This is a genomic window from Microbacterium sp. ARD31 (assembly GCF_031844425.1).
The window spans coordinates 1-25,926 of record NZ_JAUZVE010000076.1; the positions used below are offsets into that span (position 1 = coordinate 1).

The 25,926-nt window shown below is 70.5% G+C and carries 27 protein-coding genes; 14 read left to right on the forward strand and 13 right to left on the reverse strand.

The genetic code is table 11. The annotated features are described in order from the left end of the window. Both Q9S36_RS48290 and Q9S36_RS48295 read right to left on the reverse strand, forming a co-directional pair. On the reverse strand, positions 1-759 hold a 759-nt coding region (locus Q9S36_RS48290; RefSeq protein ID WP_311291876.1), incomplete at its 3' end, for an aminotransferase class III-fold pyridoxal phosphate-dependent enzyme. Continuing rightward, positions 756-1,214 carry an Lrp/AsnC family transcriptional regulator gene (locus Q9S36_RS48295; RefSeq protein WP_311291877.1) on the reverse strand — a complete coding sequence of 153 codons (459 nt, stop codon included), beginning with the start codon at positions 1,212-1,214 and terminating at the stop codon, positions 756-758. The genes Q9S36_RS48295 and Q9S36_RS48290, both read right to left, overlap by 4 nt. Before the next feature lie 198 nt (positions 1,215-1,412). On the opposite strand from Q9S36_RS48295, the gene Q9S36_RS48300 reads away from it, so the two are divergent. The 10 genes from Q9S36_RS48300 to Q9S36_RS48345 all read left to right on the forward strand — a co-directional run bounded on the left by Q9S36_RS48300 (position 1,413) and on the right by Q9S36_RS48345 (position 13,027). Further along, positions 1,413-2,858, forward strand: a complete 1,446-nt coding sequence (locus Q9S36_RS48300) for a gamma-aminobutyraldehyde dehydrogenase (RefSeq protein WP_311291878.1) — start codon at positions 1,413-1,415, stop codon at positions 2,856-2,858. Positions 2,859-2,919: 61 nt separating this feature from the next. After that, positions 2,920-4,170, forward strand: a complete 1,251-nt coding sequence (locus Q9S36_RS48305; protein ID WP_311291879.1) for a spermidine/putrescine ABC transporter substrate-binding protein — start codon at positions 2,920-2,922, stop codon at positions 4,168-4,170. A gap of 1 nt (position 4,171) precedes the next feature. Continuing rightward, on the forward strand, positions 4,172-5,272 hold the full coding sequence (locus Q9S36_RS48310; protein WP_311291880.1) for an ABC transporter ATP-binding protein: 1,101 nt from the start codon (positions 4,172-4,174) through the stop codon (positions 5,270-5,272). Beyond that, on the forward strand, positions 5,269-6,177 hold the full coding sequence (locus tag Q9S36_RS48315; RefSeq protein WP_311291881.1) for an ABC transporter permease: 909 nt from the start codon (positions 5,269-5,271) through the stop codon (positions 6,175-6,177). The genes Q9S36_RS48310 and Q9S36_RS48315 overlap by 4 nt, the downstream gene beginning before the upstream one ends. A gap of 10 nt (positions 6,178-6,187) precedes the next feature. Further along, positions 6,188-7,069 carry an ABC transporter permease gene (locus Q9S36_RS48320; protein ID WP_311291882.1) on the forward strand — a complete coding sequence of 294 codons (882 nt, stop codon included), beginning with the start codon at positions 6,188-6,190 and terminating at the stop codon, positions 7,067-7,069. 74 nt (positions 7,070-7,143) lie between these two features. Continuing rightward, entirely contained in the window at positions 7,144-8,415 is a 1,272-nt protein-coding gene (locus tag Q9S36_RS48325; RefSeq protein WP_311291898.1) for a saccharopine dehydrogenase C-terminal domain-containing protein, read from the forward strand. Continuing rightward, positions 8,412-9,764: a 4-aminobutyrate--2-oxoglutarate transaminase gene (gene gabT / locus Q9S36_RS48330; RefSeq protein ID WP_311291883.1), complete on the forward strand. Its 1,353-nt coding sequence runs from the start codon at positions 8,412-8,414 to the stop codon at positions 9,762-9,764. Before Q9S36_RS48325 ends, gabT begins: the two co-directional genes overlap by 4 nt. After that, on the forward strand, positions 9,764-11,218 hold the full coding sequence (locus tag Q9S36_RS48335) for an NAD-dependent succinate-semialdehyde dehydrogenase (RefSeq protein ID WP_311291884.1): 1,455 nt from the start codon (positions 9,764-9,766) through the stop codon (positions 11,216-11,218). Before gabT ends, Q9S36_RS48335 begins: the two co-directional genes overlap by 1 nt. Next, positions 11,215-12,576, forward strand: coding sequence for a transaminase (locus tag Q9S36_RS48340; RefSeq protein WP_311291885.1), 1,362 nt, complete (start codon positions 11,215-11,217; stop codon positions 12,574-12,576). Before Q9S36_RS48335 ends, Q9S36_RS48340 begins: the two co-directional genes overlap by 4 nt. A 31-nt stretch (positions 12,577-12,607) precedes the next feature. After that, positions 12,608-13,027, forward strand: coding sequence for a hypothetical protein (locus tag Q9S36_RS48345; protein ID WP_311291886.1), 420 nt, complete (start codon positions 12,608-12,610; stop codon positions 13,025-13,027). Positions 13,028-13,031: 4 nt separating this feature from the next. Here Q9S36_RS48345 and Q9S36_RS48350 read toward each other — a convergent pair whose 3' ends face one another. Together Q9S36_RS48350 and Q9S36_RS48355 are read right to left on the reverse strand one after the other, a co-directional pair. Next, positions 13,032-14,096: an alpha/beta hydrolase gene (locus tag Q9S36_RS48350; RefSeq protein WP_311291887.1), complete on the reverse strand. Its 1,065-nt coding sequence runs from the start codon at positions 14,094-14,096 to the stop codon at positions 13,032-13,034. 35 nt (positions 14,097-14,131) lie between these two features. Then, positions 14,132-14,710, reverse strand: coding sequence for a mismatch-specific DNA-glycosylase (locus Q9S36_RS48355; RefSeq protein ID WP_311291888.1), 579 nt, complete (start codon positions 14,708-14,710; stop codon positions 14,132-14,134). Between the two features lie 55 nt (positions 14,711-14,765). Between Q9S36_RS48355 and Q9S36_RS48360 the strand changes: the two genes are divergently transcribed. Next, positions 14,766-15,212, forward strand: coding sequence for an AraC family transcriptional regulator (locus Q9S36_RS48360; RefSeq protein WP_311291889.1), 447 nt, complete (start codon positions 14,766-14,768; stop codon positions 15,210-15,212). A gap of 9 nt (positions 15,213-15,221) precedes the next feature. Continuing rightward, entirely contained in the window at positions 15,222-15,665 is a 444-nt protein-coding gene (locus Q9S36_RS48365) for a VOC family protein (RefSeq protein ID WP_311291890.1), read from the forward strand. Here Q9S36_RS48365 and Q9S36_RS48370 read toward each other — a convergent pair. From Q9S36_RS48370 to Q9S36_RS48405, 8 genes are all read right to left on the reverse strand, one after another. After that, entirely contained in the window at positions 15,662-16,033 is a 372-nt protein-coding gene (locus tag Q9S36_RS48370) for a VOC family protein (protein ID WP_311291891.1), read from the reverse strand. The genes Q9S36_RS48365 and Q9S36_RS48370 overlap by 4 nt on opposite strands. A 107-nt stretch (positions 16,034-16,140) precedes the next feature. Beyond that, positions 16,141-17,334, reverse strand: a complete 1,194-nt coding sequence (tuf, locus tag Q9S36_RS48375) for an elongation factor Tu (protein ID WP_210439908.1) — start codon at positions 17,332-17,334, stop codon at positions 16,141-16,143. A 74-nt stretch (positions 17,335-17,408) separates the two neighbouring features. Further along, on the reverse strand, positions 17,409-19,523 hold the full coding sequence (gene fusA / locus Q9S36_RS48380; protein ID WP_311291892.1) for an elongation factor G: 2,115 nt from the start codon (positions 19,521-19,523) through the stop codon (positions 17,409-17,411). Positions 19,524-19,597: 74 nt separating this feature from the next. Then, complete coding sequence (gene rpsG / locus Q9S36_RS48385; RefSeq protein WP_129453354.1) at positions 19,598-20,068, reverse strand: 30S ribosomal protein S7; 471 nt, start codon at positions 20,066-20,068, stop codon at positions 19,598-19,600. Continuing rightward, positions 20,068-20,439, reverse strand: a complete 372-nt coding sequence (rpsL, locus tag Q9S36_RS48390) for a 30S ribosomal protein S12 (protein ID WP_056906817.1) — start codon at positions 20,437-20,439, stop codon at positions 20,068-20,070. The genes rpsG and rpsL overlap by 1 nt, the downstream gene beginning before the upstream one ends. A gap of 196 nt (positions 20,440-20,635) precedes the next feature. Next, positions 20,636-21,907, reverse strand: coding sequence for an MFS transporter (locus tag Q9S36_RS48395; protein ID WP_311291899.1), 1,272 nt, complete (start codon positions 21,905-21,907; stop codon positions 20,636-20,638). A gap of 45 nt (positions 21,908-21,952) precedes the next feature. Continuing rightward, positions 21,953-22,396 carry a MarR family transcriptional regulator gene (locus tag Q9S36_RS48400; RefSeq protein WP_311291893.1) on the reverse strand — a complete coding sequence of 148 codons (444 nt, stop codon included), beginning with the start codon at positions 22,394-22,396 and terminating at the stop codon, positions 21,953-21,955. A gap of 145 nt (positions 22,397-22,541) precedes the next feature. After that, complete coding sequence (locus Q9S36_RS48405) at positions 22,542-24,020, reverse strand: NCS2 family permease (protein WP_311291894.1); 1,479 nt, start codon at positions 24,018-24,020, stop codon at positions 22,542-22,544. Positions 24,021-24,089: 69 nt separating this feature from the next. On the opposite strand from Q9S36_RS48405, the gene Q9S36_RS48410 reads away from it, so the two are divergent. Together Q9S36_RS48410 and Q9S36_RS48415 are read left to right on the forward strand one after the other, a co-directional pair. Then, entirely contained in the window at positions 24,090-24,377 is a 288-nt protein-coding gene (locus Q9S36_RS48410; protein ID WP_311291895.1) for a DUF2530 domain-containing protein, read from the forward strand. Further along, positions 24,374-24,970: a class I SAM-dependent methyltransferase gene (locus Q9S36_RS48415; RefSeq protein WP_311291896.1), complete on the forward strand. Its 597-nt coding sequence runs from the start codon at positions 24,374-24,376 to the stop codon at positions 24,968-24,970. Before Q9S36_RS48410 ends, Q9S36_RS48415 begins: the two co-directional genes overlap by 4 nt. Here the strand turns inward: Q9S36_RS48415 and Q9S36_RS48420 are convergent. After that, complete coding sequence (locus Q9S36_RS48420) at positions 24,967-25,749, reverse strand: DUF3027 domain-containing protein (RefSeq protein ID WP_311291897.1); 783 nt, start codon at positions 25,747-25,749, stop codon at positions 24,967-24,969. The two genes, Q9S36_RS48415 and Q9S36_RS48420, sit on opposite strands and share 4 nt — an antisense overlap. Positions 25,750-25,926: the final 177 nt, after the last annotated feature.

The window sequence follows — 25,926 nt, forward strand, 5'->3', positions numbered from 1 at the left end:
CCGCTCGAAGTACCCGGGCGGCGGCGGGAAGCAGCCGCCGGCGTTCTGCACGGGCTCCAGGAAGACGGCGGCGACGGTGTCGGGGCCCTCGAACTCGATGGCCTCGGCGATCCGGTCGGCGGCCCAGCGACCGAACGCCTTCTCGTCGTCGCCGACGAACTCCGGTCGGCGGTAGAAGTTGGTGTTGGGCACCTTGTGCGCGCCCGGGACCAAGGGCTCGAACATCTCCTTCAGCGGCGGGATGCCCGTGATGGACAGCGCGCCCTGCGGGGTGCCGTGGTAGGCGACGGCGCGCGAGATGACCTTGTGCTTGTTGGGCTTGCCGGTGAGCTTGAAGTACTGCTTGGCGAGCTTCCACGCCGACTCGACGGCCTCGCCGCCGCCGGTGGTGAAGAAGACCCGGTTGAGGTCGCCCGGTGCCATGGCGGCGATGCGGTCGGCGAGCTCGACGGCGCGCGGGTGCGCGAAGGACCAGAGAGGGAAGAACGCCAGCTCCTTGGCCTGCCGGGCCGCGGCCTCGGCGAGCTCCTCGCGGCCGTGCCCGACCTGGACGACGAACAGGCCGGCGAGGCCGTCGATGTATTCGCGGCCGTGGGAGTCCCAGATCCGGTGGCCCTCGCCCCGCACGATCAGCGGCATCTCGCCGCCGTTCTCGTAGGTCGAGTGGCGGGTGAAGTGCAGCCACAGGTGGTCGCGGCCGGCGGCCTGGTAGTCGAGCGCGGTGTCGCGCGTGGTGTGGACGGACTGATCGGTGCTCATCGGGTGCCCCAGTTGTAGTGCTGCTTGTTGAGCTTGAGGTAGACGAAGGTCTCCGACGAGACCACTCCCTCGAGCTCGCGGACCTGTCGGATGACGTCGAGCAGGTGCGGGTCGTCCTCGCACACCACCTCGACGAGGAGGTCGAAGCTGCCGGCGGTCGTGACGACGTAGTCGACCTCGTCGACCTGCGCGAGCAGGTCGCCGACCCGACCGGGGTCGCCCTCGGTGCGCACGCCGATCATCGCCTGGCGGGTGAACCCGACCTGCGTCGGGTCGGTGACCGCGACGACCTGCATGATCTCGGAGTCGAGAAGCTTCTGGACGCGGGCGCGCGCGGCGGCCTCGGAGAGCCCCACTGCCTTGGCGATCGCGGCGTAGGAGATCCGGCCGTCCTCCTGGAGAAGCTCGATGATCCGCTTCGCGGTCGCGTCGAGCCTCACGGGTCCCTCGCTCATGCGTCCACCCGCTCGAGTCGCTCGCTCATGGCGCCCATGGTGCTGTGCGGATCGCGTCCGTGCAACTCCCCGAGCGCGGATTCCGCAATTTCGCGAGGTTAATTCTGCGTTTCCCGCAGTTTCTTTTGGCTACAGGTATGGAGATTCGCCCTGCTGTCGTCCTAGTCTCCCTTCACGCACTCGACCGGGAGGACCCACGTGACCAGCCCACGCACGCTGCGCAACTTCATCGGCGGCACCTTCGTCGACGCCGGTTCCGACGCCTCGACCGACGTGGTGAACCCCGCGACCGGCCAGGTCGTGGCGCACGCACCGGTCAGCGGCGCCGAGGACGTCGACGCGGCGTACGACGCAGCGAAGCGCGCCAGCGCCGAGTGGGGGCGTACGACGCCCAGCGAGCGCCAGCAGGCGCTGCTGAAGCTCGCCGACGCGGTCGAGGCGCACGCCGAGGAGCTGATCGCCCTCGAGTCCGAGAACACCGGCAAGGTCAAGGCGCTCACCGCGAGCGAGGAGATCCCGCCGATGGTCGACCAGCTCCGGTTCTTCGCCGGGGCAGCGCGGGTGCTGGAGGGCAAGGCGGCGGGTGAGTACCTCGCCGGTCACACCTCGTGGATCCGTCGCGAGCCGATCGGCGTCGTCGGCCAGGTGACCCCGTGGAACTACCCCCTGCTGATGGCCGTGTGGAAGATCGGCCCCGCGCTGGCGGCCGGCAACACCGTCGTCCTGAAGCCGAGCGACACGACCCCGGAGACCACGCTGCGGCTGGCGGAGCTGGCCTCGGAGTTCCTGCCCGAGGGCACGCTCAACGTCGTCACCGGTGACCGGGAGACCGGGCGGCTGGTCGTCGAGCACCGCACCCCGGGCCTGGTGGCGATCACCGGCTCGGTGCGGGCCGGCGCCGAGGTCGCGGCGAGCGCGGCCACGAACCTGACCCGGGTCCACCTCGAGCTCGGTGGCAAGGCGCCGGTGGTGGTCTTCGACGACGCGGACATCGAGGCCGCCGTCGAGGGCATCGCGATCGCCGGCTACTTCAACGCCGGCCAGGACTGCACCGCCGCCACCCGCGTGCTCGCGGCGCCCGGCATCCACGACGACTTCGTCGCCGCACTCTCCGACTACGCCCGCAGCTCCGCGCCCGTCGGCCTGCCCGACGACGAGGACGCCCTCTTCGGCCCGGTCAACAACGCCCAGCAGCTCGCGCGGGTCAGCGGCTTCATCGAGAACCTGCCCTCCCACGCCACCGTGTCGGCGGGCGGCAACCGGCGTACGGACCTCGGCGACGGTTACTTCCTCGAGCCGACCGTCCTCTCCGGCCTGCGGCAGGACGACGAGGCGATCCAGAACGAGATCTTCGGGCCGGTCATCACGGTGCAGCGCTTCTCCGACGAGGACGAGGCGGTCAGATGGGCCAACGGGGTCGACTACGGCCTGGCGTCGTCGGTGTGGACCAAGGACTTCGGCCGGGCCATGCGGATGTCGAAGGCGCTCGACTTCGGCTGCGTGTGGATCAACACCCACATCCCGCTGGTCGCGGAGATGCCGCACGGCGGCTACAAGAAGTCCGGCTACGGCAAGGACCTGTCGATGTACGGCTTCGAGGACTACACCCGGGTCAAGCACGTGATGGCGAACATCGAGAGCTGAGCGACCCCACCCCCGGAACACCACCACACAGCGACTCGGGCCTAGCGGAGGACCTTGACTGATGACACCCATCCCGCGCCGTGACCGGCGCCCGCTCTCGCCGCCGGCGGCCGCCGTCGTCTCGGCGGCCTCGGGAGGACTGAGCCGGCGCCGCCTGCTCGGCACCGGCGTGGCGGCAGGCGCCGGCCTCGCCCTCAGCGCGTGCGCCCCGCCGACGCCACCCAGCGGCGGCCCCGCCGCGCTCGAGCTGCCCAAGGACGTCTCGGACACCGACAAGACGCTCAAGTGGGCCAACTGGACGGCGTACCTCGACATGAACGGCAAGGAGACGAAGTCGCCCACGCTCGAGGCCTTCATGCAGCAGACGGGCATCGAGGTCACCTACAGCGAGGACGTCGACGACAACGACTCCTACTACGCCAAGGTCGCCCCCCAGCTGCGCGCGGGCCAGAGCATCGACCGCGACATCTTCACCCTCACCGACTGGATGGCCGCCCGTGTGATCCGCGACCAGCTCTGCCAGCCGCTCGAGCTGATCCAGATGCCCAACGTCGTGCAGAACCTTCTCCAGCCACTCAAGGACGTCAGCTTCGACCCCGGCCGCACGAACTCGATCACCTGGCAGAGCGGGTTCGCCGGGATCGGCTACAACAAGGCGAAGGTCGGCCGTGAGCTGAAGTCGCTCGACGACCTGTGGGCGGACGACCTCAAGGGCCGCATCGTGGTGCTCTCGGAGTTCCGCGACACCGCCGGGCTGGTCATGCAGTCGCAGGGCGTCGACATCTCCAGCGACTGGGGCAGGACGGAGTTCGAGAACGCGCTGGACTTCATCGAGCAGAAGATCGAGGAGGGCTACATCCGCAAGGTGAAGGGCAACTCCTACATGGAGGACCTCACGAGCGGCAACGCGGTGGCCGGCATCACCTGGTCCGGCGACATCTTCGTGCTCGGCTTCGACACCGAGGACCCGAACTGGACCTTCACCATCCCCGAGTCCGGCGGCACCCTGTGGTCGGACAACCTCATGGTGCCGATCACCTCGACGCACCGGCGCAACGCCCAGCGGCTGATGGACTACTACTACGACCCGGAGGTGGCGGCCCAGGTCGCCGCCTGGGTCAACTACGTCTGTCCGGTCGACGGCGCGCAGGCCGAGATGGAGAAGCTCGACCCCGACCTCGCCGAGAGCCCGTGGATCTTCCCGACGGCAGACTTCATCGAGGAGCGGAACATCCAGTCGTTCCGCGCGCTCGACGCCGACGAGGAGATCGAGTATGCCGACCTCTGGTCCACGAACGTGATGGGGAACTGACATGGCCGGGTTCCGGGAAGCGAGCGGCGACCTCCGCCTCGACGGCGTCACCAAGTCCTTCGGCGACTTCATCGCCGTCGACGACATCGACCTCCACGTGCCCCGCGGGTCGTTCTTCGCCCTCCTCGGCCCCTCCGGCTGCGGCAAGACCACCTCGCTGCGGATGATCGCCGGACTCGAGCAGCCCACGGCCGGCCGGGTGCTGATCGGCGACACCGACCTGACGGGGTCGCGGCCCTACGAACGCCCGGTCAACACGGTGTTCCAGTCCTACGCCCTGTTCCCGCACCTCACCATCCGCGACAACGTGGCGTTCGGGCCCAAGCGCCGCAAGGTCGCCGACGCAGCCAAGCGCGCCGACGACGCGCTCGAGCTGGTGCAGATGACGCAGTTCGCCGGGCGCAAGCCCTCCCAGCTGTCCGGCGGGCAGCAGCAACGCGTCGCGCTCGCCCGGGCGCTGGTCAACCACCCCGAGGTGCTGCTCCTCGACGAGCCGCTCGGCGCCCTCGACCTCAAGCTGCGCCGCGAGATGCAGGTCGAGCTCAAGCGCATCCAGACCGAGGTCGGGCTGACGTTCATCCACGTCACCCACGACCAGGAGGAGGCCATGACCATGGCCGACACCGTCGCGGTGATGAACAGGGGCAGGATCGAGCAGCTCGGCGCTCCCGCCGAGCTCTACGACCTTCCACGCACGAAGTTCGTCGCGAACTTCCTCGGCCAGGCCAACACCGGCGTCGGCACCATCGAGGGCAAGGACGGCGAGCACCTGGTCGCCGACGTCCTCGGCACCAAGGTGAAGATCAAGCAGTCGCGCTCGCAGGTGCAGGACGGCGAGGTGCTCTTCGGCGTACGGCCCGAGAAGGTGACCGTCTCCCGTACCCAGCCCGAGGGGGTCGGCAACGACGTCAAGGGCGTGGTGCGCGACGTGTCGTTCCTCGGCGTGGCCACCAGCTACCTCGTCGACATGCCGAGCGGCGCGACGTGGAGCTGCTACGAGCAGAACCTCGACGTGGAGCCGCTCGACCTGGCCCCGGGCGACGAGGTCTGGCTCACCTGGAACCCCGGCCACGCGTTCGGCGTGCCCGTGGACGCGTCATGAGCGTCCTCGCCCACGCCGCGGTCGACCCGGCGGCGTCCACTCCCCCGCCCGACGAGACCGCCAAGCGGAGCTGGACGGCGTACCTCCTGCTGCTCCCCGGCGCGCTGTGGCTGGGTGTGTTCTTCGTGCTGCCGCTCGTGCAGCTGGCCACGGTGAGCCTGCAGAGCCGATATCCCGGCTTCCCCGGCTACTACTACCGCGACGTCAACTTCGACAACTACGTCGCAGCGCTCACCGACTACGCCCCGCACTTCGCCCGGTCGTTCCTCTACGCCGGCCTCGCGACGTTCTTCGCCTTCGTGGTCGCCTACCCCCTCGCCTACGCGATGGCGTTCAAGGCAGGCAGGTGGCGCAACCTGATGATGATCTGTGTCGTCGCGCCGTTCTTCACCTCGTTCATCCTGCGCACCTTCGCGTGGTCGCAGATCCTGGCCGACGAGGGTTGGGTGGTGCGGACGCTCGACGTGCTCAACCTGCTGCCCGGCGGGCAGATCATCAACACGCCGGTCGCCGTGGTCGCGGGCCTGACCTACAACTTCCTGCCCTTCATGGTGCTGCCGATCTACGCCTCCCTCGAGCGCGCCGACCCGCGCGTGATCGAGGCCGGCGGCGACCTGTACGCCAACGGCTTCACCACGTTCCGCACGGTGACCCTGCCCATGTCGATGCCGGGCGTGCTGGCCGGCACGCTCCTGACCTTCATCCCGGCGGCGGGCGACTTCGTGAACATGGAGCTGCTCGGCCCCCAGCGCGGGAAGATGGTGGGCAACGTCATCAACGACCAGTTCCTGGCGATCCCGGGCGGCTACCCCGTGGCCGCGGCGCTGTCGTTCACGCTGATGGCCGCGATCCTGGTCATGGTCTTCCTCTACGTACGCCGGTTCGGCACCGAGGAGCTGGTGTGAGGTGGCCACGATGACCAACCACGGGACGTCCACCCCCGCCGACCCGACCGGCTCGGCCCCCTACCGCCCCTCCGCGGCCAAGCGGGCGCAGCTGTGGCTCGCCGACCACTTCGTGTGGCTCTCGGCGATCGCGGTGCTGCTCTACCTCTTCCTGCCGGTGGCCTACACCTTCGCGTTCTCCTTCAACGATCACGGCAAGACCAACATCGTGTGGCAGGGCTTCACCTGGGAGCACTGGCAGGACCCCTGCGGGGTGCCGGGCGCCTGCGAGTCGCTGGTGACCTCGCTGCAGGTGGGCGCCATCTCGACGGTGGTGGCGACCGTCCTCGGCACCCTGATGGCGCTGGCGATGGTGCGCTACCGCTTCCGCGGCAAGGCCGCCAGCAACGTGCTGATCTTCGTGCCGATGGCCACGCCCGAGATCGTGATGGGCGCCGCGCTGCTGACGATCTTCGTGCAGGGGTTCACCAACATCGGCGTCTCGCTCGGCTTCGGCACGATCGTGTTCGCGCACATCATGTTCTGCCTGAGCTTCGTGGTCGTCACCGTGAAGGCGCGGATCCAGTCCCTCGACCCGCGGATCGAGGAGGCGGCGCAGGACCTCTACGCCGGACCGATGGAGACGTTCTGGAAGGTCACCTTCCCGCTGATCCTGCCGGGCATCCTCGGCGCCGCCATGCTCGCCTTCTCGCTGTCCTTCGACGACTTCATCATCACCAATTTCGTCTCGGGCAACGAGTCCACCTTCCCCAAGTTCGTCTACGTCGCCTCACGCCGGGGCATCCCCGCTGAGGCCAACGTCATCGGCTTCTCGATGTTCGTGCTCGCCGTGCTGCTGGTCGTCGGCGCCCAGGTCGTGGGCTCGGTGCGTTCGTCGAAGAGCCGGGACTGACCGAGACCAGATGGGACCCCTGATGCGAGGAGTGATCCATGCCTGAGCCCGGACAGCCGTCCGGCCGCCCGCCGATGCGGGTGCTGATGGTCGGAGCCGGCGGCGTCGGCGACGCCGCGGCGCGCATCGCCGTCGAGCGCGACTTCTTCGAGGCCTGGGTGGTGGCCGACTACGACCTCGCCCGTGCCGAGCGCACCGTCGCCGCGGCCCGCGAGCGACGTACCGGCGACGAGCGCTTCAGCCCCGCGCAGGTCGACGCGTCCGATGCCGACGCCGTGACGGCGCTGGCCCGCGAGGTGCGCGCCACCCACGTCTTCAACGCGGTCGACCCCCGGTTCGTGATGCCGATCTTCACCGGCGCGCTGGCGGCCGACGCGGACTACCTCGACATGGCGATGAGCCTGTCCCTGCGCCACCCCGAGGCGCCGTACGAGCGGGTCGGGGTGAAGCTCGGTGACGAGCAGTTCGCCATGGCAGGGCAGTGGGAGTCCGCGGGCCGGCTGGCGCTGCTCGGGATCGGTGTCGAGCCGGGCCTGTCCGACGTGTTCGCACGCTACGCCGCGGACGAGCTGTTCGACCACATCGACGAGCTCGGCACCCGCGACGGCGCGAACCTGGTGATCCGCGACGACGACGGCAACGAGGTCTTCGCCCCCGGCTTCTCGATGTGGACGATCATCGAGGAGTGCCTCAACCCGCCCGTGGTGTGGGAGCGGGAGCGCGGCGGTGGCGACCTCGAGAAGGGGTTCTTCACGCTGCCGCCGTTCTCCGAGCCGGAGGTCTTCGACTTCCCCGAGGGGATCGGGCCGGTCGAGTGCGTCCACGTGGAGCACGAGGAGGTGCTCCTGATGCCGCGCTGGGTGGAGGCCGACCGGGTCACCTTCAAGTACGGCCTCGGCGAGGAGATGATCGCCATCCTGCGGACCCTCCACACGCTCGGGCTGGACTCCACGGAGCCCGTGTCGGTGAAGGGCGTGCAGGTGTCCCCGCGCGACGTGGTCGCCGCCTGCCTGCCCGACCCGGCGACGATCGGGCCCCGCATGGAGGGCAAGACCTGCGCCGGGCTCTTCGTCACCGGCACCGGCAAGGACGGCGCGCCGCGCTCGACGTACCTCGTCCACGTCGTCGACAACGCCGACTCGATGCGCGACTACGGCGCCCAGTGCGTGGTCTGGCAGACCGCGATCAACCCCGTCGTCGCGCTGGAGCTGCTCGCCCACGGCACCTGGTCGGGCACCGGCGTGCTCGGCCCGGAGGCGCTGCCGCCGAAGCCCTTCCTCGACCTTCTCGCCGCACCCAAGCCCGAGGGATACGGATCCCCGTGGGGGATGGAGGACCGATCATGACACTCAGCCAGGAACGGATCCTCGCCACCGAGGTCCCCGGCCCGCGCTCGCAGGCGCTGCAGGCGCGCAAGGTCGCGGCGGTCTCGGCCGGCGTCGGCACGACGCTGCCCGTGTACGTCGAACAGGCCGGGGGCGGCATCCTGCGCGACGTCGACGGCAACCAGCTCATCGACTTCGGCTCCGGCATCGCCGTCACCACGGTCGGCAACGCCGCCCCCAAGGTGGTCGAGGCCGTGCAGCGCCAGGTCGCGGACTTCACCCACACCTGCTTCATGGTCACGCCCTACGAGGAGTACGTCGCGGTCTGCGAGAAGCTCGCCGAGCTCACGCCCGGCGACCACGAGAAGCGGTCGGCACTGTTCAACTCCGGCGCCGAGGCGGTCGAGAACGCCGTCAAGGTCGCGCGTCACCACACCGGCCGCGACGCGATCGTCGTCTTCGACCACGCCTACCACGGCCGGACCAACCTGACGATGGCCCTCACCGCCAAGAACATGCCCTACAAGCACGGCTTCGGGCCCTTCGCCGGGGAGATCTACCGCGCGCCCATGGCCTACCCCTACCGGTGGCCGGGGGGCGCCGAGGCGTGTGCCGACGAGGCGTTCGACGCGTTCGTCACCACGGTCCACGCGCAGGTCGGCGAGGACAGCTGCGCCGCCGTGCTGATCGAGCCGATCCAGGGCGAGGGTGGCTTCATCGTCCCGCCGCCGGGGTGGCTGGCCAGGGTCGCGGACTGGTGCCGCACCCACGAGATCCTGCTGATCGCCGACGAGATCCAGACCGGTTTCGCCCGCACGGGCGACTGGTTCGCCTGCGACCACGAGGGCGTGGTGCCCGACCTCGTCACCACCGCGAAGGGCATGGCCGGCGGCCTGCCTCTGGCGGCGGTCACCGGCCGGGCCGAGGTGATGGACTCGGTGCACGTCGGCGGTCTCGGCGGCACCTACGGCGGCAACCCGGTCGCGTGCGCGGCCGCCCTCGCCGCCATCGAGACCATGGAGGCCGAGGACCTCCCCGCGCGGGCCCGTGAGATCGAGGCGGCGTTCCTCCCCCGCCTCCGCGGGCTCGCCGAGCGGCACCCCGACCGGGTCGGCGACATACGCGGCCGCGGCGCGATGCTGGCGGTCGAGCTGGTCAGCGACGGCCCGGGCCGTACGCCGGACGCGGCTCTCGCCGCGGCCGTGCACCGGGCCTGCTCGGCCGAGGGCCTGGTGACCCTCACCTGCGGCACCTTCGGCAACGTGTTCCGCTTCCTGCCCCCACTGGCGATCGGCGACGACCTCCTCGCCGAGGGGCTCGACATCTTCGAGGCGGCCTTCGATGCCGCCGCCGGTGGCAAGGTGGAGTGATGGCCGACCTCACGAAGAACCAGACCGTCCCGACCCAGCTCCTCATCGGTGGAGCGTGGGTGGACGCCTCGGGCGGCGCGACGTTCGGGGTGACCAACCCCGCCAACGACCAGGTGCTGGCGCGCATCGCCGACGGGACGCCGGCCGATGGCGAGCGCGCGCTCGCCGCGGCCGCCGACGCCCAGCGCGAGTGGCGCACGACCGAGCCGCGCAGGCGGGGGGAGATCCTGCGCAGCGCCTTCGAGCTGCTGACCGAGCGCGCCGACGACTTCGCCCGGCTGATGACCCTCGAGATGGGCAAGACGCTGGCCGAGGCGAGGGGCGAGGTGACCTACGGCGCGGAGTTCTTCCGGTGGTTCTCCGAGGAGGCCGTGCGCATCCACGGCCGCTACTCGACCGCGCCGTCGGGCAACACCCGGCTGCTCACCATGAAGGCCCCGGTGGGGCCGACGCTGATGATCACCCCCTGGAACTTCCCGCTCGCGATGGGCACCCGCAAGATCGGACCCGCCATCGCCGCGGGCTGCACGATGGTCGTGAAGCCGGCCCACGAGACCCCGCTGACGATGCTGGCGCTGGCCTCGCTGCTGGAGGAGGTCGGGCTGCCCGCCGGCGTGCTCAACGTGGTCACCACGACCGACTCAGGCGGCGTCTGCGAGCCGATCATCAAGGACCCCCGCCTGCGCAAGCTGACCTTCACGGGCTCCACCGCGGTGGGCAAGAAGCTCGTCGCGCAGGCCTCCGACCAGCTGCTGCGGGTCTCGATGGAGCTCGGCGGCAACGCCCCCTTCCTCGTCTTCGAGGACGCCGACCTCGACGCCGCCGTGGACGGCGCGATGCTGGCGAAGATGCGCAACATCGGCGAGGCCTGCACCTCCGCCAACCGCTTCCTGGTGCACGAGTCGGTGGCCGAGGAGTTCTCCCGGCGGCTCGCCGAGCGGATGGGGGCGCTCACCGTCGGCGACGGCACCGCCGAGGGCGTCGACGTGGGTCCGCTCATCACCGAGAAGGCGCGCGCGGGCGTGCACGAGCTCGTCGACGAGGCGGTCTCCTCCGGCGCGCGCGCCCTCGTCGGCGGGAAGGTCCCCGACGGGCCCGGCCACTTCTACCCGCCCACCGTGCTGGTCGACGTACCTGCCTCGGCGCGGGTGTTCCGCGAGGAGATCTTCGGTCCCGTCGCGCCCGTGTCGACCTTCGGCGACGAGGACGAGGTCGTCGCCCGCGCCAACGACACCGAGTACGGCCTCGTCGCCTACGTCTTCACCCGCGACCACGCCCGGGTGCTGCGGGTCAGCGAGGCGCTCGAGTTCGGGATGGTCGGCATCAACACCGGGATCGTGTCCAACCCCGCCGCGCCCTTCGGCGGCGTGAAGCACTCGGGCTTCGGGCGCGAGGGCGGCTTCGAGGGCATCGAGGAGTACCTCGAGACCAAGTACGTCGGCAGCGCCCTGTGAGCGGGATCGACCGCGCCCGGCTGGCCGCCCTCCACGCGGAGGAGGAGCAGCGCTTCGTCGACCTCCACCCCACCTCCGCACGGCTGGCGGCCGAGGCGGGCGAGCACCTGCTGGCGGGGGTCCCGATGCCGTGGATGACGCGGTGGCCCGGGTCGTTCCCGCTGTTCGTGGACACCGCCGGTGGCGGCCGGTTCACCGACGTCGACGGCATCGACTACGTCGACCTCTGCCTGGGCGACACGGGCTCGATGACCGGCCACTGCCTGCCGGCCGTGGCCGATGCCGTCCGCGAGCGGACCGAGCGGGGCATCACCACGATGCTTCCCTCGACCGACGCAGCCTGGGTGGCGGGCGAGCTCAGCCGGCGCTTCGGGCTCCCCCGCTGGCAGATGGCGATGACGGCCACCGACGCCAACCGCTTCGTGCTCCGCTTCGCCCGGCACCTGACCAGGCGGCCCAGGATCGCGGTCATGGACTGGTGCTACCACGGCACGGTCGACGAGACGCTCGGCGTGCTGGAGCACGGCCGGGCCGGTGACCGCGTGGTCCCCCGGCCGGGAGCGCTCGGCCCGCAGGTCGACGTCGCCGAGACGACCGCCGTCGTGCCCTTCAACGACCTCGACGCCCTCGACAGCCGGCTCGCGGAGGGCGACGTCGCGTGCCTGCTGATGGAGCCGGCGCTGACCAACATCGGCATCGTGCTCCCCGACGAGGGCTACCTCGCCGGCGTCCGGGAGGTCACCCGGCGCCACGGCGTGCTGCTCGTCAACGACGAGACCCACACGATCTGCGCCGGTCCCGGCGGCGCGACGGCGGCGTGGGACCTCGAACCCGACTTCGTCGTGATCGGCAAGCCCATCGGCGGCGGCATCCCGGTGGCGGCGTACGGCATGAGCGCGGAGGTCGCGTCCCGGCTCGAGGGACCGATGCTGGGCCACGACATCGACGTCGCCGGGGTGGGCGGCACGCTGTCCGGCTCGGCGCTGGCCATGGCGGCCGTACGGGCGACCCTCTCCACGGCGCTGCGCCAGGAGGACTTCGACGTCGCCATCCCCCTGGCCGCGTCGTTCACCGACGGCATCCAGGGCGTCATCGACGAGCACGCCCTGCCGTGGCACGTCCAACGGCTCGGCTGCCGCGCCGAGTACTGGTTCTGCCCGCCACCGCGGGCCGGGGCCGAGGCGGCTGCGGCCGTCGACGAGGAGCTCGACGCGTTCTTCCACCTGTGGACCGTCAACCGCGGCGTGCTGCTCGCGCCGTTCCACAACATGTCGCTGTTCTCGCCCTTCCACACCGCCGCGGACGTCGACGCGCACACCTCGGCCTTCCGGGGGGCCGTGGAGGCGCTGGTCGGCTGACGTGGTGGGCCGGCGGGCGTACCGTGGAGCGATGCGGGGCTGGCTCCAGATCGTCGCCGTGGTGGCGCTCCTCCACGTCCTGCTCCGGATCGGGATCGCCGCCCTCTTCGACGAGCTCGGCGGCTGGCACTGCTCGCGGCTGGTGTCCCGGCTGGCCCGCCGGCTGCGTCGCCGGCGTGCGCCGGTGGTGCCCCTGCGCCGGCCGATCGAGGACGTCGGCGCCGACCTGCGCAGGCTCCACGCGTCCTTCCACCGCGAGGGCCTGCGGTTCGCGAAGTACGAGGGCTGCCGGCAGGCCTACGACCGGGTCCTGGGCGAGGCGGCGGAGATGCTCGAGGTCACCCACCTGCTGGCGGTGCTGCCGCCCGGCCGGGAGCTCGACCGCGAGCGCGAGCGGGTGGAGCTGCTGCTCGAGGACGCCGGCCTGCTCCCCCACCCCTGGGCTGCCTGACGGCTCAGGCGTGGCGCTGCAGCCCCGCGCCGAGACCCATCCGCACGGCGCCGCAGGCCTCGAGCATCGCCTCGCGGCCCGTACGACCCACGCCCGTGCTGTTGACGAAGGCGTGGATCAGGCCGTCGTGGCGGCGCAGCGCGACCGGCACCCCCGCCTGGGCCATGCGCCGGGCGTAGGCCTCCCCCTCGTCGCGGAGCGGGTCGAAGCCCGCGACCGCGACGTAGGCCGGGGGCAGGCCGGCGAGGTCGTCGGCGAGCAGCGGGGAGACCCGCGGGTCGGTGCGGTCGGCCCCGTCGGCGAGGTAGCGCTCGGTGTACCAGTCCATCTGGTGCTCGGTGAGGAAGTGGCCGTCCGCGAACTCCCGGTAGGAGTCGCTGTGCCGGCTGAGGTCGGTGACCGGGAAGAAGAGCAGCTGGAACGCCGGTCGCACGCGAGCCTCGCGGAGGTCCCGGCAGAGCACCGTCGCGAGGTTGCCGCCCGCGCTGTCGCCCGCCACGCCCATCCGGTGCGGGTCGTGCCCCCACGCCTCCGCCCGGGACGCGGCGTACATGAACGCCGCCTTGGCGTCGTCGGGAGCGGCGGGGAACGGGTGCTCGGGTGCGAGCCGGTAGTCGACGGCGAGGACGGACACGCCGGCGTACGTCGCCAGGAACCGGCAGACGGTGTCGTGGCTGTCGAGCGAGCCGACCACGAAGCCGCCGCCGTGGAAGTAGACCAGGAGCCGGTCGGCGTCGCGCACGTCGGCGAGGTAGCGGCGAGCGGCGATGCCGCCGTCGAAGGTCGGGATCTCGAGGTCCTCGACCAGCGCCATCGGGAGCGGCCTGCCGCCGAACAGCGCGGCCTCCTCCTCCACCTGCCGGCGGGCCTCCACCAGGGGCAGGCGGGTGAAGTCGTTGTCGGGCAGGGCGTCCAGCAGCCGGAGCGCTGCCGCGACCTCCGGCTCCATCGCAGCGCCGGCCCGGTTGACCCGGCGGCCGCCGACCAGCGCCTGCACGCGGTCAGGCGCCCGACCGACGACGCTGACCACGGCCCGGGAGAGTGCGGCCTCGACGGCCTTGGCATCCATGGGCGGCATGCTCGCACGTCGCGACCGCGAGCGGCTCACGGCTCGAGGATCCCGGCCGCGCGAGCCGCTTCGGCGTACGCCGACGCCAGGCTGTCGACGGTCTCGTGGGCGTTGAGGCCCGAGGGGTTGGGCACCACGAACACGCGCGAGTCCCCCCATCGCTCGGGCTGCTCGCCCACCGTGGCCCGGCGCTCGGCGAAGGCGGCGCGGTAGGCGGTCACGCCCGCCACGGCCACCACCCGGGGCTGGCGCCGGGACACGAGCCGGCGCAGCCGCTCGCCGCCCTCGCGCAGCTCGGACGCCGTGAGCTCGTCGGCGCGCGCCGTCGCCCGGGCCACGACGTTGGTGATGCCGATCCCGCGCCGCCGCAGGGCATCGCGGTCGTCCTCCGACATGCCCGCGGCCTGGTCGACAGGTTCGGTGAGGATGCCGGCCCGCAGGAGTGCGGGGTAGAAGCGGTTGCCGGGATGCGCGAAGTGCGTCTGCGTGGCGGCGGTCCACAGACCCGGGTTGATGCCCACGAACAGCAGCCGGAGCGGCTGGTCGTCCCGGGGCAGGAGGTCGGGCACGACGGCGTCGCGGAACGACTCCAGCTCGGCGCGCGAGAATCCCATGCCGGCCATCCTGTCGTACGCCCCCACGCGGCGCGGGATCCGTAGATTGGACTGCATGGAGCTGCCGCGGGTGCCCGGTGACGTGCTCGTGCACCTCCGGAGGGCGCGGGACCACCTCGACGCCCACTACGCCGACGACTTCGACCTCGACCTGCTCGCCGCGCTGGCCGGGATGAGTCGCTACCACTTCCTGCGGTCGTTCGCGGCGACGTACCGCGTCACCCCGGGCGCCTACCTCACTCAGCGGCGCATCGAGCGCGCCCAGGACCTGCTCCGGGCAGCCAACCTGACGGTCACCGAGGTCTGCCACGCCGTCGGCTACTCCAGCCTGGGCTCGTTCAGCGCACGTTTCGCCGAGGTCGTCGGTGAGACGCCGCGTGAGTTCCAGCGGCGCTACGCCGCTGCCGGGAACCCCCGCATCCCGGGCTGCTACGTCTTCATGGCGGGGCTGGTCGAGAGGACCGCAACACAGGAGAAGCCGGTCGACCTGCCGCGTCCCTAGGGTCGAGCCATGATCACCAACATCTCGCTGCTGTCCCTGTGGGTCTCCGACATCGACGCCTCCCTCGCCTTCTACACCGACGTGATGGGCTTCGAGGTCGGTGACGACCTCCAGCTCGGCCCCGACTTCCGGTGGACCACCGTCGTCCACCCGAAGCAGCCGGAGCTCCAGATCCACCTGACCACGCCGAGCAAGCCGCTGCCCGACTACCTCATCGCGGCCATGGAGCGCGCACAGGCCGAGGGAGCCATGCCGGGCATCGGCCTCAACGTCGACGACTGCCGCGCGACCTACGCCGACCTCACGGCCAAGGGCGTGGAGTTCCTCCAGGAGCCGGAGGACCGGCCCTACGGCGTCGAGGCACTCATGCGCGACAACTCGGGGAACTGGATGGTGCTCGTCGAGCCGCGGAGCTTCACCCCCGAGGACTTCGAGGGTGTCGACATGGGCTAGCCGTCGAGACCGGCCGCGTCGCCGACAGCGGCCACGCAGAACTGGTTGCCGTCGGGATCGGCCAGGGTGACCCAGCGGAAGCTCTCGTCGCCCCGGCGCTCGACAAGGGAGGCGCCGGCCGCCACCAGGCGGTCGACCTCCGCGTCGAGGTCGGGGGCCGTGAGGTCGAGGTGGAGGCGGTTCTTGCCGGGTGTCGGGTCGTCGACCTTCTGGAAGGCCAGCAGCGCCGGCAGCCCGCCCCCGCTCACCATGACGTAGTAGCCGTCGTTGGTCTCGCCCACCGTGGCGCCCGTCTGCTCGGCCCACCAGGCGGCGAGCGACATGGCGTCGGTGGTGTCCATCGTGATCATGCCCAAGGTCAGCGTCATGGCGCGACGCTAGCGCCGACCACCGACACCGGGCACGCACGAGGCCCCGCCTCCCTGACGGGAGACGGGGCCTCGGGTGGTGCGGGTTGCGCCCTCAGGCGCTCAGATCACTTGGTGATCTTGGTGACGCGGCCGGCGCCGACCGTCCGGCCACCCTCACGGATGGCGAAGCGCAGGCCCTCGTCCATCGCGATGGGCTGGATGAGCTCGACCGACATCTCGGTGTTGTCACCCGGCATGACCATCTCGGTGCCCTCGGGCAGGGTCACGACACCGGTCACGTCCGTGGTCCGGAAGTAGAACTGCGGACGGTAGTTGTTGAAGAACGGCGTGTGACGGCCACCCTCGTCCTTGGACAGGATGTAGACCGAGGCGTCGAAGTTGGTGTGCGGGGTGGTCGTGCCCGGCTTGATCACGACCATGCCGCGCTCGACGTCCTCGCGCTTGGTGCCACGGAGGAGCAGACCGACGTTCTCACCGGCCTGGCCCTCGTCGAGGAGCTTGCGGAACATCTCGACACCGGTGACGGTGCTCTTCTGCGAGCCCTCGCGGATGCCGATGATCTCGACCTCCTCGTTGACCTTGACGATGCCGCGCTCGATACGACCGGTGATGACGGTGCCACGACCGGTGATCGTGAAGACGTCCTCGACGGGCATCAGGAACGGCTTGTCGGTGTCACGCTCGGGGGTCGGGATGTAGTCGTCCACGGCCTGCATGAGCTCGGCGACCGACTCGCCCCACTTGGCGTCGCCGTTGAGGGCCGGGAAGGCCGCCACGCGCACGACGGGGATGTCGTCGCCCGGGAACTCGTACTCGGAGAGGAGCTCGCGCACCTCCATCTCGACGAGCTCGATGAGCTCCTCGTCGTCGACCATGTCGCACTTGTTGAGCGCGACGACCAGGGCGGGCACGCCGACCTGGCGGGCGAGCAGCACGTGCTCACGGGTCTGCGGCATCGGGCCGTCGGTGGCGGCGACCACGAGGATCGCGCCGTCCATCTGCGCCGCGCCGGTGATCATGTTCTTGATGTAGTCGGCGTGACCGGGGCAGTCGACGTGCGCGTAGTGGCGCGACTCGGTCTGGTACTCGACGTGCGCGATCGAGATAGTGATACCGCGCTGGCGCTCCTCGGGAGCCTTGTCGATCTGGTCGAACGCCGAAGCCTCGTTGAGGTCCGGGTGCTTGTCGTGCAGCACCTTGGTGATCGCCGCGGTCAGCGTCGTCTTGCCGTGGTCGATGTGACCGATGGTGCCGATGTTGACGTGCGGCTTGGTCCGCTCGAACTTCGCCTTAGCCACTGGGGCTCCTCCTGATTGTTGTTACTTGACTCGTGGGTGTGGGGTGGTGCTGGGTGCCGAGGATCCGGCAGCGATCACTCGCCGCGGACCTTCTTCACGATCTCGTCGGCGATGTTCGTGGGAACCTCGGCGTACGAGTCGAACTCCATCGAGTACGACGCCTGACCGGAGGTCTTGGACCTCAGGTCGCCAACGTACCCGAACATCTCGGACAGCGGCACGAGGGCCTGCACGACCATGTCGCCGTGCCGCTCCTCCTGCGCCTGGATCTGGCCGCGGCGCGAGTTGATGTCACCGATGACCGTGCCGAGGAAGCTCTCGGGGGTGGTCACCTCGACGGCGAACATCGGCTCGAGCAGCACCGGCTTGGCCTTGCGGGCGGCCTCCTTGAAGGCCTGGTTGCCGGCGATCTTGAACGCGAGCTCGGACGAGTCGACGTCGTGGTAGGCGCCGTCCTCGAGCGAGAACTTCACGTCGACCATCGGGTATCCGGCGAGCACGCCGAACTCCATGGCCTCCTGGCCACCCTGGTCGACCGAGGGGATGTACTCCTTCGGCACGCGACCACCGGTGACGTTGTTCGCGAACTCGTAGCCCGCGCCCGTGCCGGTCTCGGGGTCGATGTTCGGCTCGAGGGAGATGACGACCTTCGCGAACTGGCCGGAGCCACCCGTCTGCTTCTTGTGGGTGTAGCTGTGGTTCTCGACCTTGTTGCGGATGGTCTCGCGGTAGGCGACCTGCGGCTTGCCGACGGTCGCCTCGACGCGGAACTCGCGCTTCATGCGGTCGACGAGGATCTCGAGGTGGAGCTCGCCCATGCCGGCGATGATCGTCTGGCCGGTCTCCTCGTCGGTCTTGACCGTGAAGGTCGGGTCCTCGTCGGACAGGCGCTGGATCGCGGTGCCGAGCTTCTCCTGGTCACCCTTGGTCTTGGGCTCGATCGCGACCTCGATCACCGGGGCCGGGAACGTCATCGACTCGAGGACGACCTGGTTGTTCGGGTCACACAGGGTGTGGCCGGTCTTGGTGTCCTTGAGGCCCATCACGGCCACGATCTGGCCGGCGCCGACCGACGCGATCTCCTCACGCTTGTTGGCGTGCATCTGGTACACCTTGCCGATCCGCTCCTTCTTGCCGTTCACCGAGTTGATGACGGTGGAGCCGGCCTCGAGCTTGCCCGAGTAGACGCGGACGTAGATCAGCTTGCCGAGGTGCGGGTCGCTGGCGATCTTGTAGGCGAGGCCGGAGAACGGCTCGTCGTCGGAGGGCTTGCGGGAGATGGCCTCCTCCTCGTCGCGCGGGGAGTGACCGACGATGGCGTCGATGTCGAGCGGCGACGGGAGGTACTTGACGACCGCGTCGAGCAGGGGCTGGACGCCCTTGTTCTTGAACGCGGTGCCGCACAGGACCGGGTTGACCTTGTCGGCCAGGGTCGCGCGACGGATGGCGGCCTCGAGCTCCTCGACGGTGAAGTCGTCGCCGTCCTCGAGGTACTTCTCCATGATGTCGTCGTCGGCCTCGGCGAGGGTCTCGATGAACTTCTCGCGGTACTCCGCGGCCTTGTCGGCGAGCTCGGCCGGGATCTCCTCGACGTCGTAGTCCTCACCCATCTTGGTCTCGCCGCGCCAGGTCAGGGCACGCATGCCGACCAGGTCGACGACACCGAGGAAGTCGGACTCCGCACCGATGGGGAGCTGGAGCACGAGCGGGGTGGAGTTGAGGCGCTCGACCATCATGTCGACGCAGCGGAAGAAGTCCGCGCCGGTGCGGTCCAGCTTGTTGACGAAGCACATGCGGGGGACCGAGTACTTGTTGGCCTGGCGCCACACCGTCATGGTCTGCGGCTCGACACCGGCGACACCGTCGAAGACGGCGACAGCGCCGTCGAGGACGCGCAGCGAGCGCTCGACCTCGGCGGTGAAGTCGACGTGGCCCGGGGTGTCGATGATGTTGATCTGGTGGTTCTTCCACCAGCAGGTCGTCGCGGCGGACGTGATGGTGATGCCGCGCTCCTGCTCCTGCTCCATCCAGTCCATCGTGGCGCCACCCTCGTGGACCTCACCGATCTTGTAGGTGATGCCGGTGTAGAACAGGATGCGCTCGGTGGTGGTGGTCTTGCCGGCGTCGATGTGCGCCATGATGCCGATGTTGCGGACCTTGTTGAGGTCGGTGGTGATGTCGACAGCCACTGAAAGTCTCAGTCCCTCGTAAGAGTTGGTGGGGTTGGTGGGGGCGGGGCTCCGTCAGCGGAGCCCCGCACCGATCACCAGCGGTAGTGGGCGAAGGCCTTGTTGGACTCGGCCATCTTGTGCGTGTCCTCGCGCTTCTTCACAGCGGCACCCAGGCCGTTGCTGGCGTCGAGGATCTCGTTCATGAGGCGCTCGGCCATCGTCTTCTCACGACGGTCCTGGGCGTAGCCCACGAGCCAGCGCAGGGCCAGCGTGGTGGAGCGGTTGGCCTTGACCTCGACGGGGACCTGGTAGGTCGCGCCACCGACGCGGCGGGACTTGACCTCGATGGCCGGCTTGACGTTGTCCATCGCGCGCTTGAGCGTGACGACGGGGTCGGTGCCGGTCTTCTCGCGGCAGCCCTCGAGAGCGGTGTAGACGATGCGCTGCGCGACGGCCTTCTTGCCGTCCTGCAGGACCTTGCTCACGAGCTGGGTGACCAGCTGGGAGCCGTAGACCGGGTCGACGACGAGGGGGCGCTTGGGAGCGGGACCCTTGCGAGGCATTACTTCTCCTTCTTCGCGCCGTAGCGGCTGCGGGCCTGCTTGCGGTTCTTGACACCCTGGGTGTCGAGCGAGCCGCGGATGATCTTGTAGCGGACACCGGGAAGGTCCTTCACACGGCCGCCGCGCACGAGCACGATCGAGTGCTCCTGCAGGTTGTGACCGACACCCGGGATGTAGGCGGTGACCTCGACGCCGCTGCTCAGGCGCACGCGGGCGACCTTGCGGAGGGCGGAGTTCGGCTTCTTCGGGGTGGTCGTGTAGACGCGGGTGCAGACGCCACGGCGCTGCGGGGATCCCTTCAGGGCAGGCGTCTTGTTCTTGGACACCTTGTCCTGGCGGCCCTTGCGGACCAGCTGGTTGATGGTGGGCACCGGGTGGTTCCCTCTCTCTGTCTTCTCGTCACGGCTCGGCGCTGTGCCGGGCTCGGGTGTCGTGCGTGTGTTGCGTGTGCCTGTTGCGACTGCCTGCGGCGCGGCGCCGGGAAGGGCCGCTGCGAGTTCTGAGCATGCGCATGGGTCTGGACGTGCCAGACACAAGGAAAGAGGCTACTCGGGCGCTCATGCAGGGTCAAAATGCCGCCGAGGCGGTCCTGACGGCCCTCTCCCCCACTGTGTCGTCCTCGGCCACGACGCGCTCGCGTCGCGCCCGGTCGAGCCGGAGGTGGACGGCCGCGGACACCGCCACACCCAGCACCGTCAGCGTACCGCCGCCGATCAAGGTCCAGCGGGCGCCGTACTCCTCGCCGATCCAGCCGATGATCGGAGCGCCGATCGGCGTACCGCCCATGAAGATCATCATGTAGAGCGCCATCACCCGGCCGCGGACGCCGGCGTCGGTGTGCAGCTGCATGTAGGTGTTCGCGCTGGTGATGAAGGTCAGCGCGGCGAGGCCGGTGACCGGGGCGAGCAGGGCGAACGTCAGGTACGACGGCATCAGCCCGGCGAGCACCACCGTGGTGCCGAAGGCCAGCGCGGCGCCCACGACCAGCCGGTGGCGCACCTGCGTGCGGCGGGCGGCGATCAGCGACCCGGTCAGCGAGCCGATCGCCAGGACCGTGCCGAGCAGGCCGAACTCCTCGGGCCCCTTGCCGTAGACCTCGGTGGCCATCAGCGCGGACGTGATCTGGAAGTTGAGACCGAACGTGCCGGCGAAGAACACCAGGCTCAGCACGAGCAGCAGGTCGGGACGCGCGCGGACGTAGGCGACGCCCTCACGGATCGCGCCGGGGCCGCGGTCGACCGGCTTCGCGGCGTCGATGCGGCTGGTGTCGAGGTGCCGCAGCGACCAGACGGGAGCGGCGTACGACACCGCGTTGAGGAGGATGACCCAGCCGGTGGCGACCGCTCCCCCGCCGAAGGCCGCGATGAGGACGCCGGCCAGGCCGGGGCCGACGAGCCGTGCGGCGTTGAAGCTCGCGGAGTTGAGGCCGACCGCGTTGGTCAGGTCGACGGGGTCGACGAGCTCGGAGACGAACGACTGCCGCGCGGGGGCGTCGAAGGCGGACGCGGCGCCGAGGACCAGCGCCAGGACGTAGACGTGCCACACCTCGGCCGTGCCGGTGACGGCCAGGACGCCCAGGAGGGCGGCGGGCAGCGCCATGCCGATGTTGGTCAGCTGCAGCAGCCGCTGCTTGGGCATCCGGTCGGCGACGAGGCCGGCGAAGGGGGTGAGGAGGAGGAAGGGCAGGAACTGCAGGCCCGTCGTGATGCCGAGCGCGGTCGCGCCGGAACCGACGGCGAGCTCGAGGACCAGCCAGTCCTGCGCGACGCGCTGCATCCAGGTGCCGGTGTTCGACACGACGCCGCCAGCGGCGTAGCGGCGGTAGTTCGGGTTGGCCAGGGAACGGAAGGTGGGACTCGTGGTGACTCCTCAGTCGGTCATCGGTCAGTCGGACAGCGCGAGACGCGCCAGGATCGGCGCCGCCTCGCGGAGGGCGGCGCGCTCGGCCGGGGTGAGCTCGGCGAGGCGCTGGGAGAGCCAGGCGTCGCGGCGCTGGCGGTCGGCCAGCACGGCCGCGCGGCCGGCGTCGGTGATCGTGACGACGACCTGGCGGCCGTCGGTCTCGTGCGGACGGCGCACGACGTACCCGTCGCTCTCGAGGCAGTTGACCGTGCGGGTCATCGACGGCGGCTGTACGCGCTCGGCGCGGGCCAGCTCGCCGACGGTCTGGTCGCCCAGGCGCACGAGCAGCCCCAGCACGACCATCTGCGGGATGCTCAGGTCGTTGTCGGGGTGGCGCTCGGCGACCAGGCGGCGGCGCAGGCGCATGACACCGGCCCGGAGCTCGGAGGCGAGCCCGGCGTCGGTGCGGAGGTCGGCGGTCGGCATGTCGTTAGCATAACTCATTACCTGTGCTAACTATTCCGCCCACCGGGCACTTCGTCGCGCTGAGAACGGCCGACCGGGCACTTCCTCGCGGTGGTAGCGCGAGGAAGTGCCCGGTCGGCGGTGGACAGCGCGAGGAAGTGCCCGGTCAGGTGAGCCAGGAGGTGATCGGGTCGATCGCGAAGTAGACGACGAAGAGCGCCGCGACGATCCACATCAGGGGATGCACCTCGCGCAGCTTGCCGACGACGACCTTGATCAGGACGTAGGCCAGGAAGCCCGCGCCGATGCCGACCGAGATGGAGTAGGTGAACGGCATCAGCACGATCGTGAGGAACGCCGGGATGGCGATCTCCAGGTCGTCCCAGGCGATGCCCTTGACCTGCTGCATCATCAGGAAGCCAACGAGCACCAGCGCCGGGACGGCTGCCTCGGACGGGATGGCCTCGACGACCGGCGCGAAGAACGTGCTGAGCAGGAACAGCAGGCCGGTGACGACCGACGCCAGGCCGGTGCGCGCGCCCTCGCCGACACCGGAGGCCGACTCGATGTACGACGTGTTGGACGACACGCCCGCGGCGCCACCGGCCATCGCGGCGACGGAGTCGACGACCAGGATGCGCTGCGCGTGGGGCGGGATGCCCTCCTCGTCGTTGAGCCCGGCCTCCGCGCCGATGGCGGTCATCGTGCCCATGGTGTCGAAGAAGTCGGCCAGCAGCAGGGTGAACGCGAGGAGCACGGCCGCCAGGAGGCCGACCGAGGAGAACGCGCCGAAGAGGTCGAACTCCCCCACCGTGCCGAAGTCGGGCACGTCGACGAAGCCGTTGAGCTCGGGCACGTTGAGCGACCAGTTGCCGGGTCCGGCGTTGGCGACCGAGTCGAGGTCGAGGAGCGCCTGGAGGACGAACGCCAGGACTGCGGTGGCGACGATCGAGATCAGGATCGCGCCGCGCACCTGGCGTACCCACAGGGCGATGATCAGCACGACGCCGACCGCGAAGACGAGCACCGGCCAGCCGGTGAGGGTGCCGCCGTTGCCGAGCTGGACCGGCACCGTGGTCTGGAACGCGTCGGGGATGCGGGTCACGAAGCCGGCGTCGACGAAGCCGATGAGCGCGATGAACAGGCCGATGCCGACGGAGATCGCGATCTTGAGCTGCTGGGGCACCGCGTGGAACACGGCCTTGCGGAAGCCGGTCAGCACGAGGACCAGGATGATGATGCCCTCGAGGACGATCAGGCCCATCGCGTCGGCCCACGTGGAGCGGGTGGCGATCGCGTTGGCGACGAAGGCGTTGAGGCCGAGCCCTGTGGCCAGCGCCAGCGGGAAGTTGGCGACGGCGCCCATCAGGATCGTCAGCACGCCCGCGACCAGCGCCGTGCCGGCGGCGATCACCGGGAGGTTCGAGCCGTCGCCCGTGCCGCCGCCGAGGTAGGCCCCGGTGGAGTCGGGCACGAAGCCGAGGATCAGCGGGTTGAGCACGATGATGTAGGCCATCGTGAGGAACGTGACGACGCCGCCGCGGACCTCGCGCCCGACGGTCGAGCCTCGCTCGGTGATCCGGAAGAAGCCGTCGAGGCCGGTGGCCTTCGGGGGCTGGGCTGCGGTCTGGGTCTCCTCGCTCACAGGACGGCAGTCTGGCAGAACCGCGGCACGTCCGTGTCCCACGGGCACGCCGGGTTGTAGCGTGTCGGCGTGGACCTGGGCGACGAGCAGCCGACGCAGCACGAGATCGGCCGGCGCACCTACATCGTGGCGCAGGTCGAGCCCCTGGACGTCGACGGCGTGCGCACGACCGAGGTCGGCACCGCCCTGTGGCTGCTGGGCTTCCTCGGACTGCTCCCCTTCTGGGGCACCCTGCAGGAGAACGGCCGCACCTGGTGGCTGTGGACCTGCCTGGCCGGCTTCGGCCTGGGCCTCTGCGGCCTGGAGTACTGCCGCCGCCGCCGCAAGGAGCGGGCCGCCCAGCAGGCCGCCCGATGACCCTGCCGCCCACGCGCTGGGAGCTCGCCGGCGAGGACAACCGCGGGTACGGCCAGCACTTCGCCACGCAGGTCGCCCGGGGCGTCGACGTCGACGGCGAGGCGCGCTTCATCGACGCGCTCGCCCCGCGGGGTGCCCGGATCCTCGACCTCGGGTCGGGCATGGGCCGGGTGGCCGCGGCGCTGCAGGCCCGCGGGCACGACGTGGTGGCGACCGAGCCCGACCCCGCCCTGCGCGCCCAGTCGGAGGCGACGTACCCCGATCTCGCGGTGCTGCCGCACGAGGCGCTCGCGCTCGACCCCGACCAGCTCGGCGGCTTCGACGTCGTCGCCGTCGTGGGCAACGTGATGGTCTACCTCGGCGAAGGCACCGAGGTCGCCGTCCTCGAGCGGGTGCGCGACCTCCTCGCGCCCGACGGCCGGGCGGCCATCGGCTTCCACCTCACGGCGATCAAGGCCGGCAGCCGGACCTATCCCGCCGAGGAGTTCGTCTCCGACGTCGCCGCCGCGGGTCTGCGGGTGGTGCACCGGTTCGGCAGCTACGAGCTGCACGAGCCCAACGACGCTTACGCCGTGTGGGTGCTGGCCCGCTAGATCCGCTCGACCTCGTCGTCGGTCAGCGTGTCGTGGACGTGGTCCGGCAGCGGCAGCGGCTGCTGCTTGCGGGCGAGCTTCACCTCCGAGTGCGCACCGCACCCGTGGTCGAGGCTGACGACGCGCCCGTCGTCGTTGGCGTTGCCGTTGGCACAGACGCCGAAGGTCCCGGCGAGCGAGCCGTTGATCCGCACCAGGAAGCCGCAGGACCAGCAGCTGTCCGGTGCGCTCTTGGCCAAGGGGGCGTCGGGGCCGCCGGGGCCGGCGTACCAGCGCTCCGCGGCCATGTCGAGGCCCTCGCGGCTCAGGGTGCGGACGCGACCCAGGCCGAGGTCCTCGGCGACCCGGCGCACCTGCGCCTTGTCGTCGGTGTCGAGCGGGTCGTCGCCGACGAGGTACGTCGGCACCAGGCGCGGGTCCTCGTCCTCGACCGGCAGGAGGTCGCCGGGCGAGAGGTCACCGGGCTGGAGGCGCTCCTTGTAGGGCACCCAGGCGGGGGCGACGATCGCCTCGTCACCGGGCAGCAGGACGACCTCGTTGACGGTGACGTCCTTGCCGCGCTTGGCCCGCGTCAGCGTGACCGACCAGTACCAGCCGGGGTAGCCGGGCCGCTGGCAGGCGAAGTGGTGGGTGACCACCCGCTCGTCCTCGTGGCGGACGCCGAGGTGCTCGCCCACCTCGGCGGGCTCCGCGACCTCGAGGACGGTGCTCCGCGCCAGGTCCACGGCCTTGGCCAGGGCGGAGTCCGGCTTGCCAGCACGGGTGGGGAGTGCGATCACCCGCGCATCATCGCAAACGGGCGGTGGTCCTGTCCCGTCGAGGGGGAAGTCCGGCGTCCGGGGAGACGTCCTGCACCACGGTGTCGGGCGGGTGCGTCAAGATGGTGCACGTGAGCACCGACCGCCCCGACCCGACTCCGGGGCCGACGTCGGGCACGCGCTCGGAGGACCGCCCCG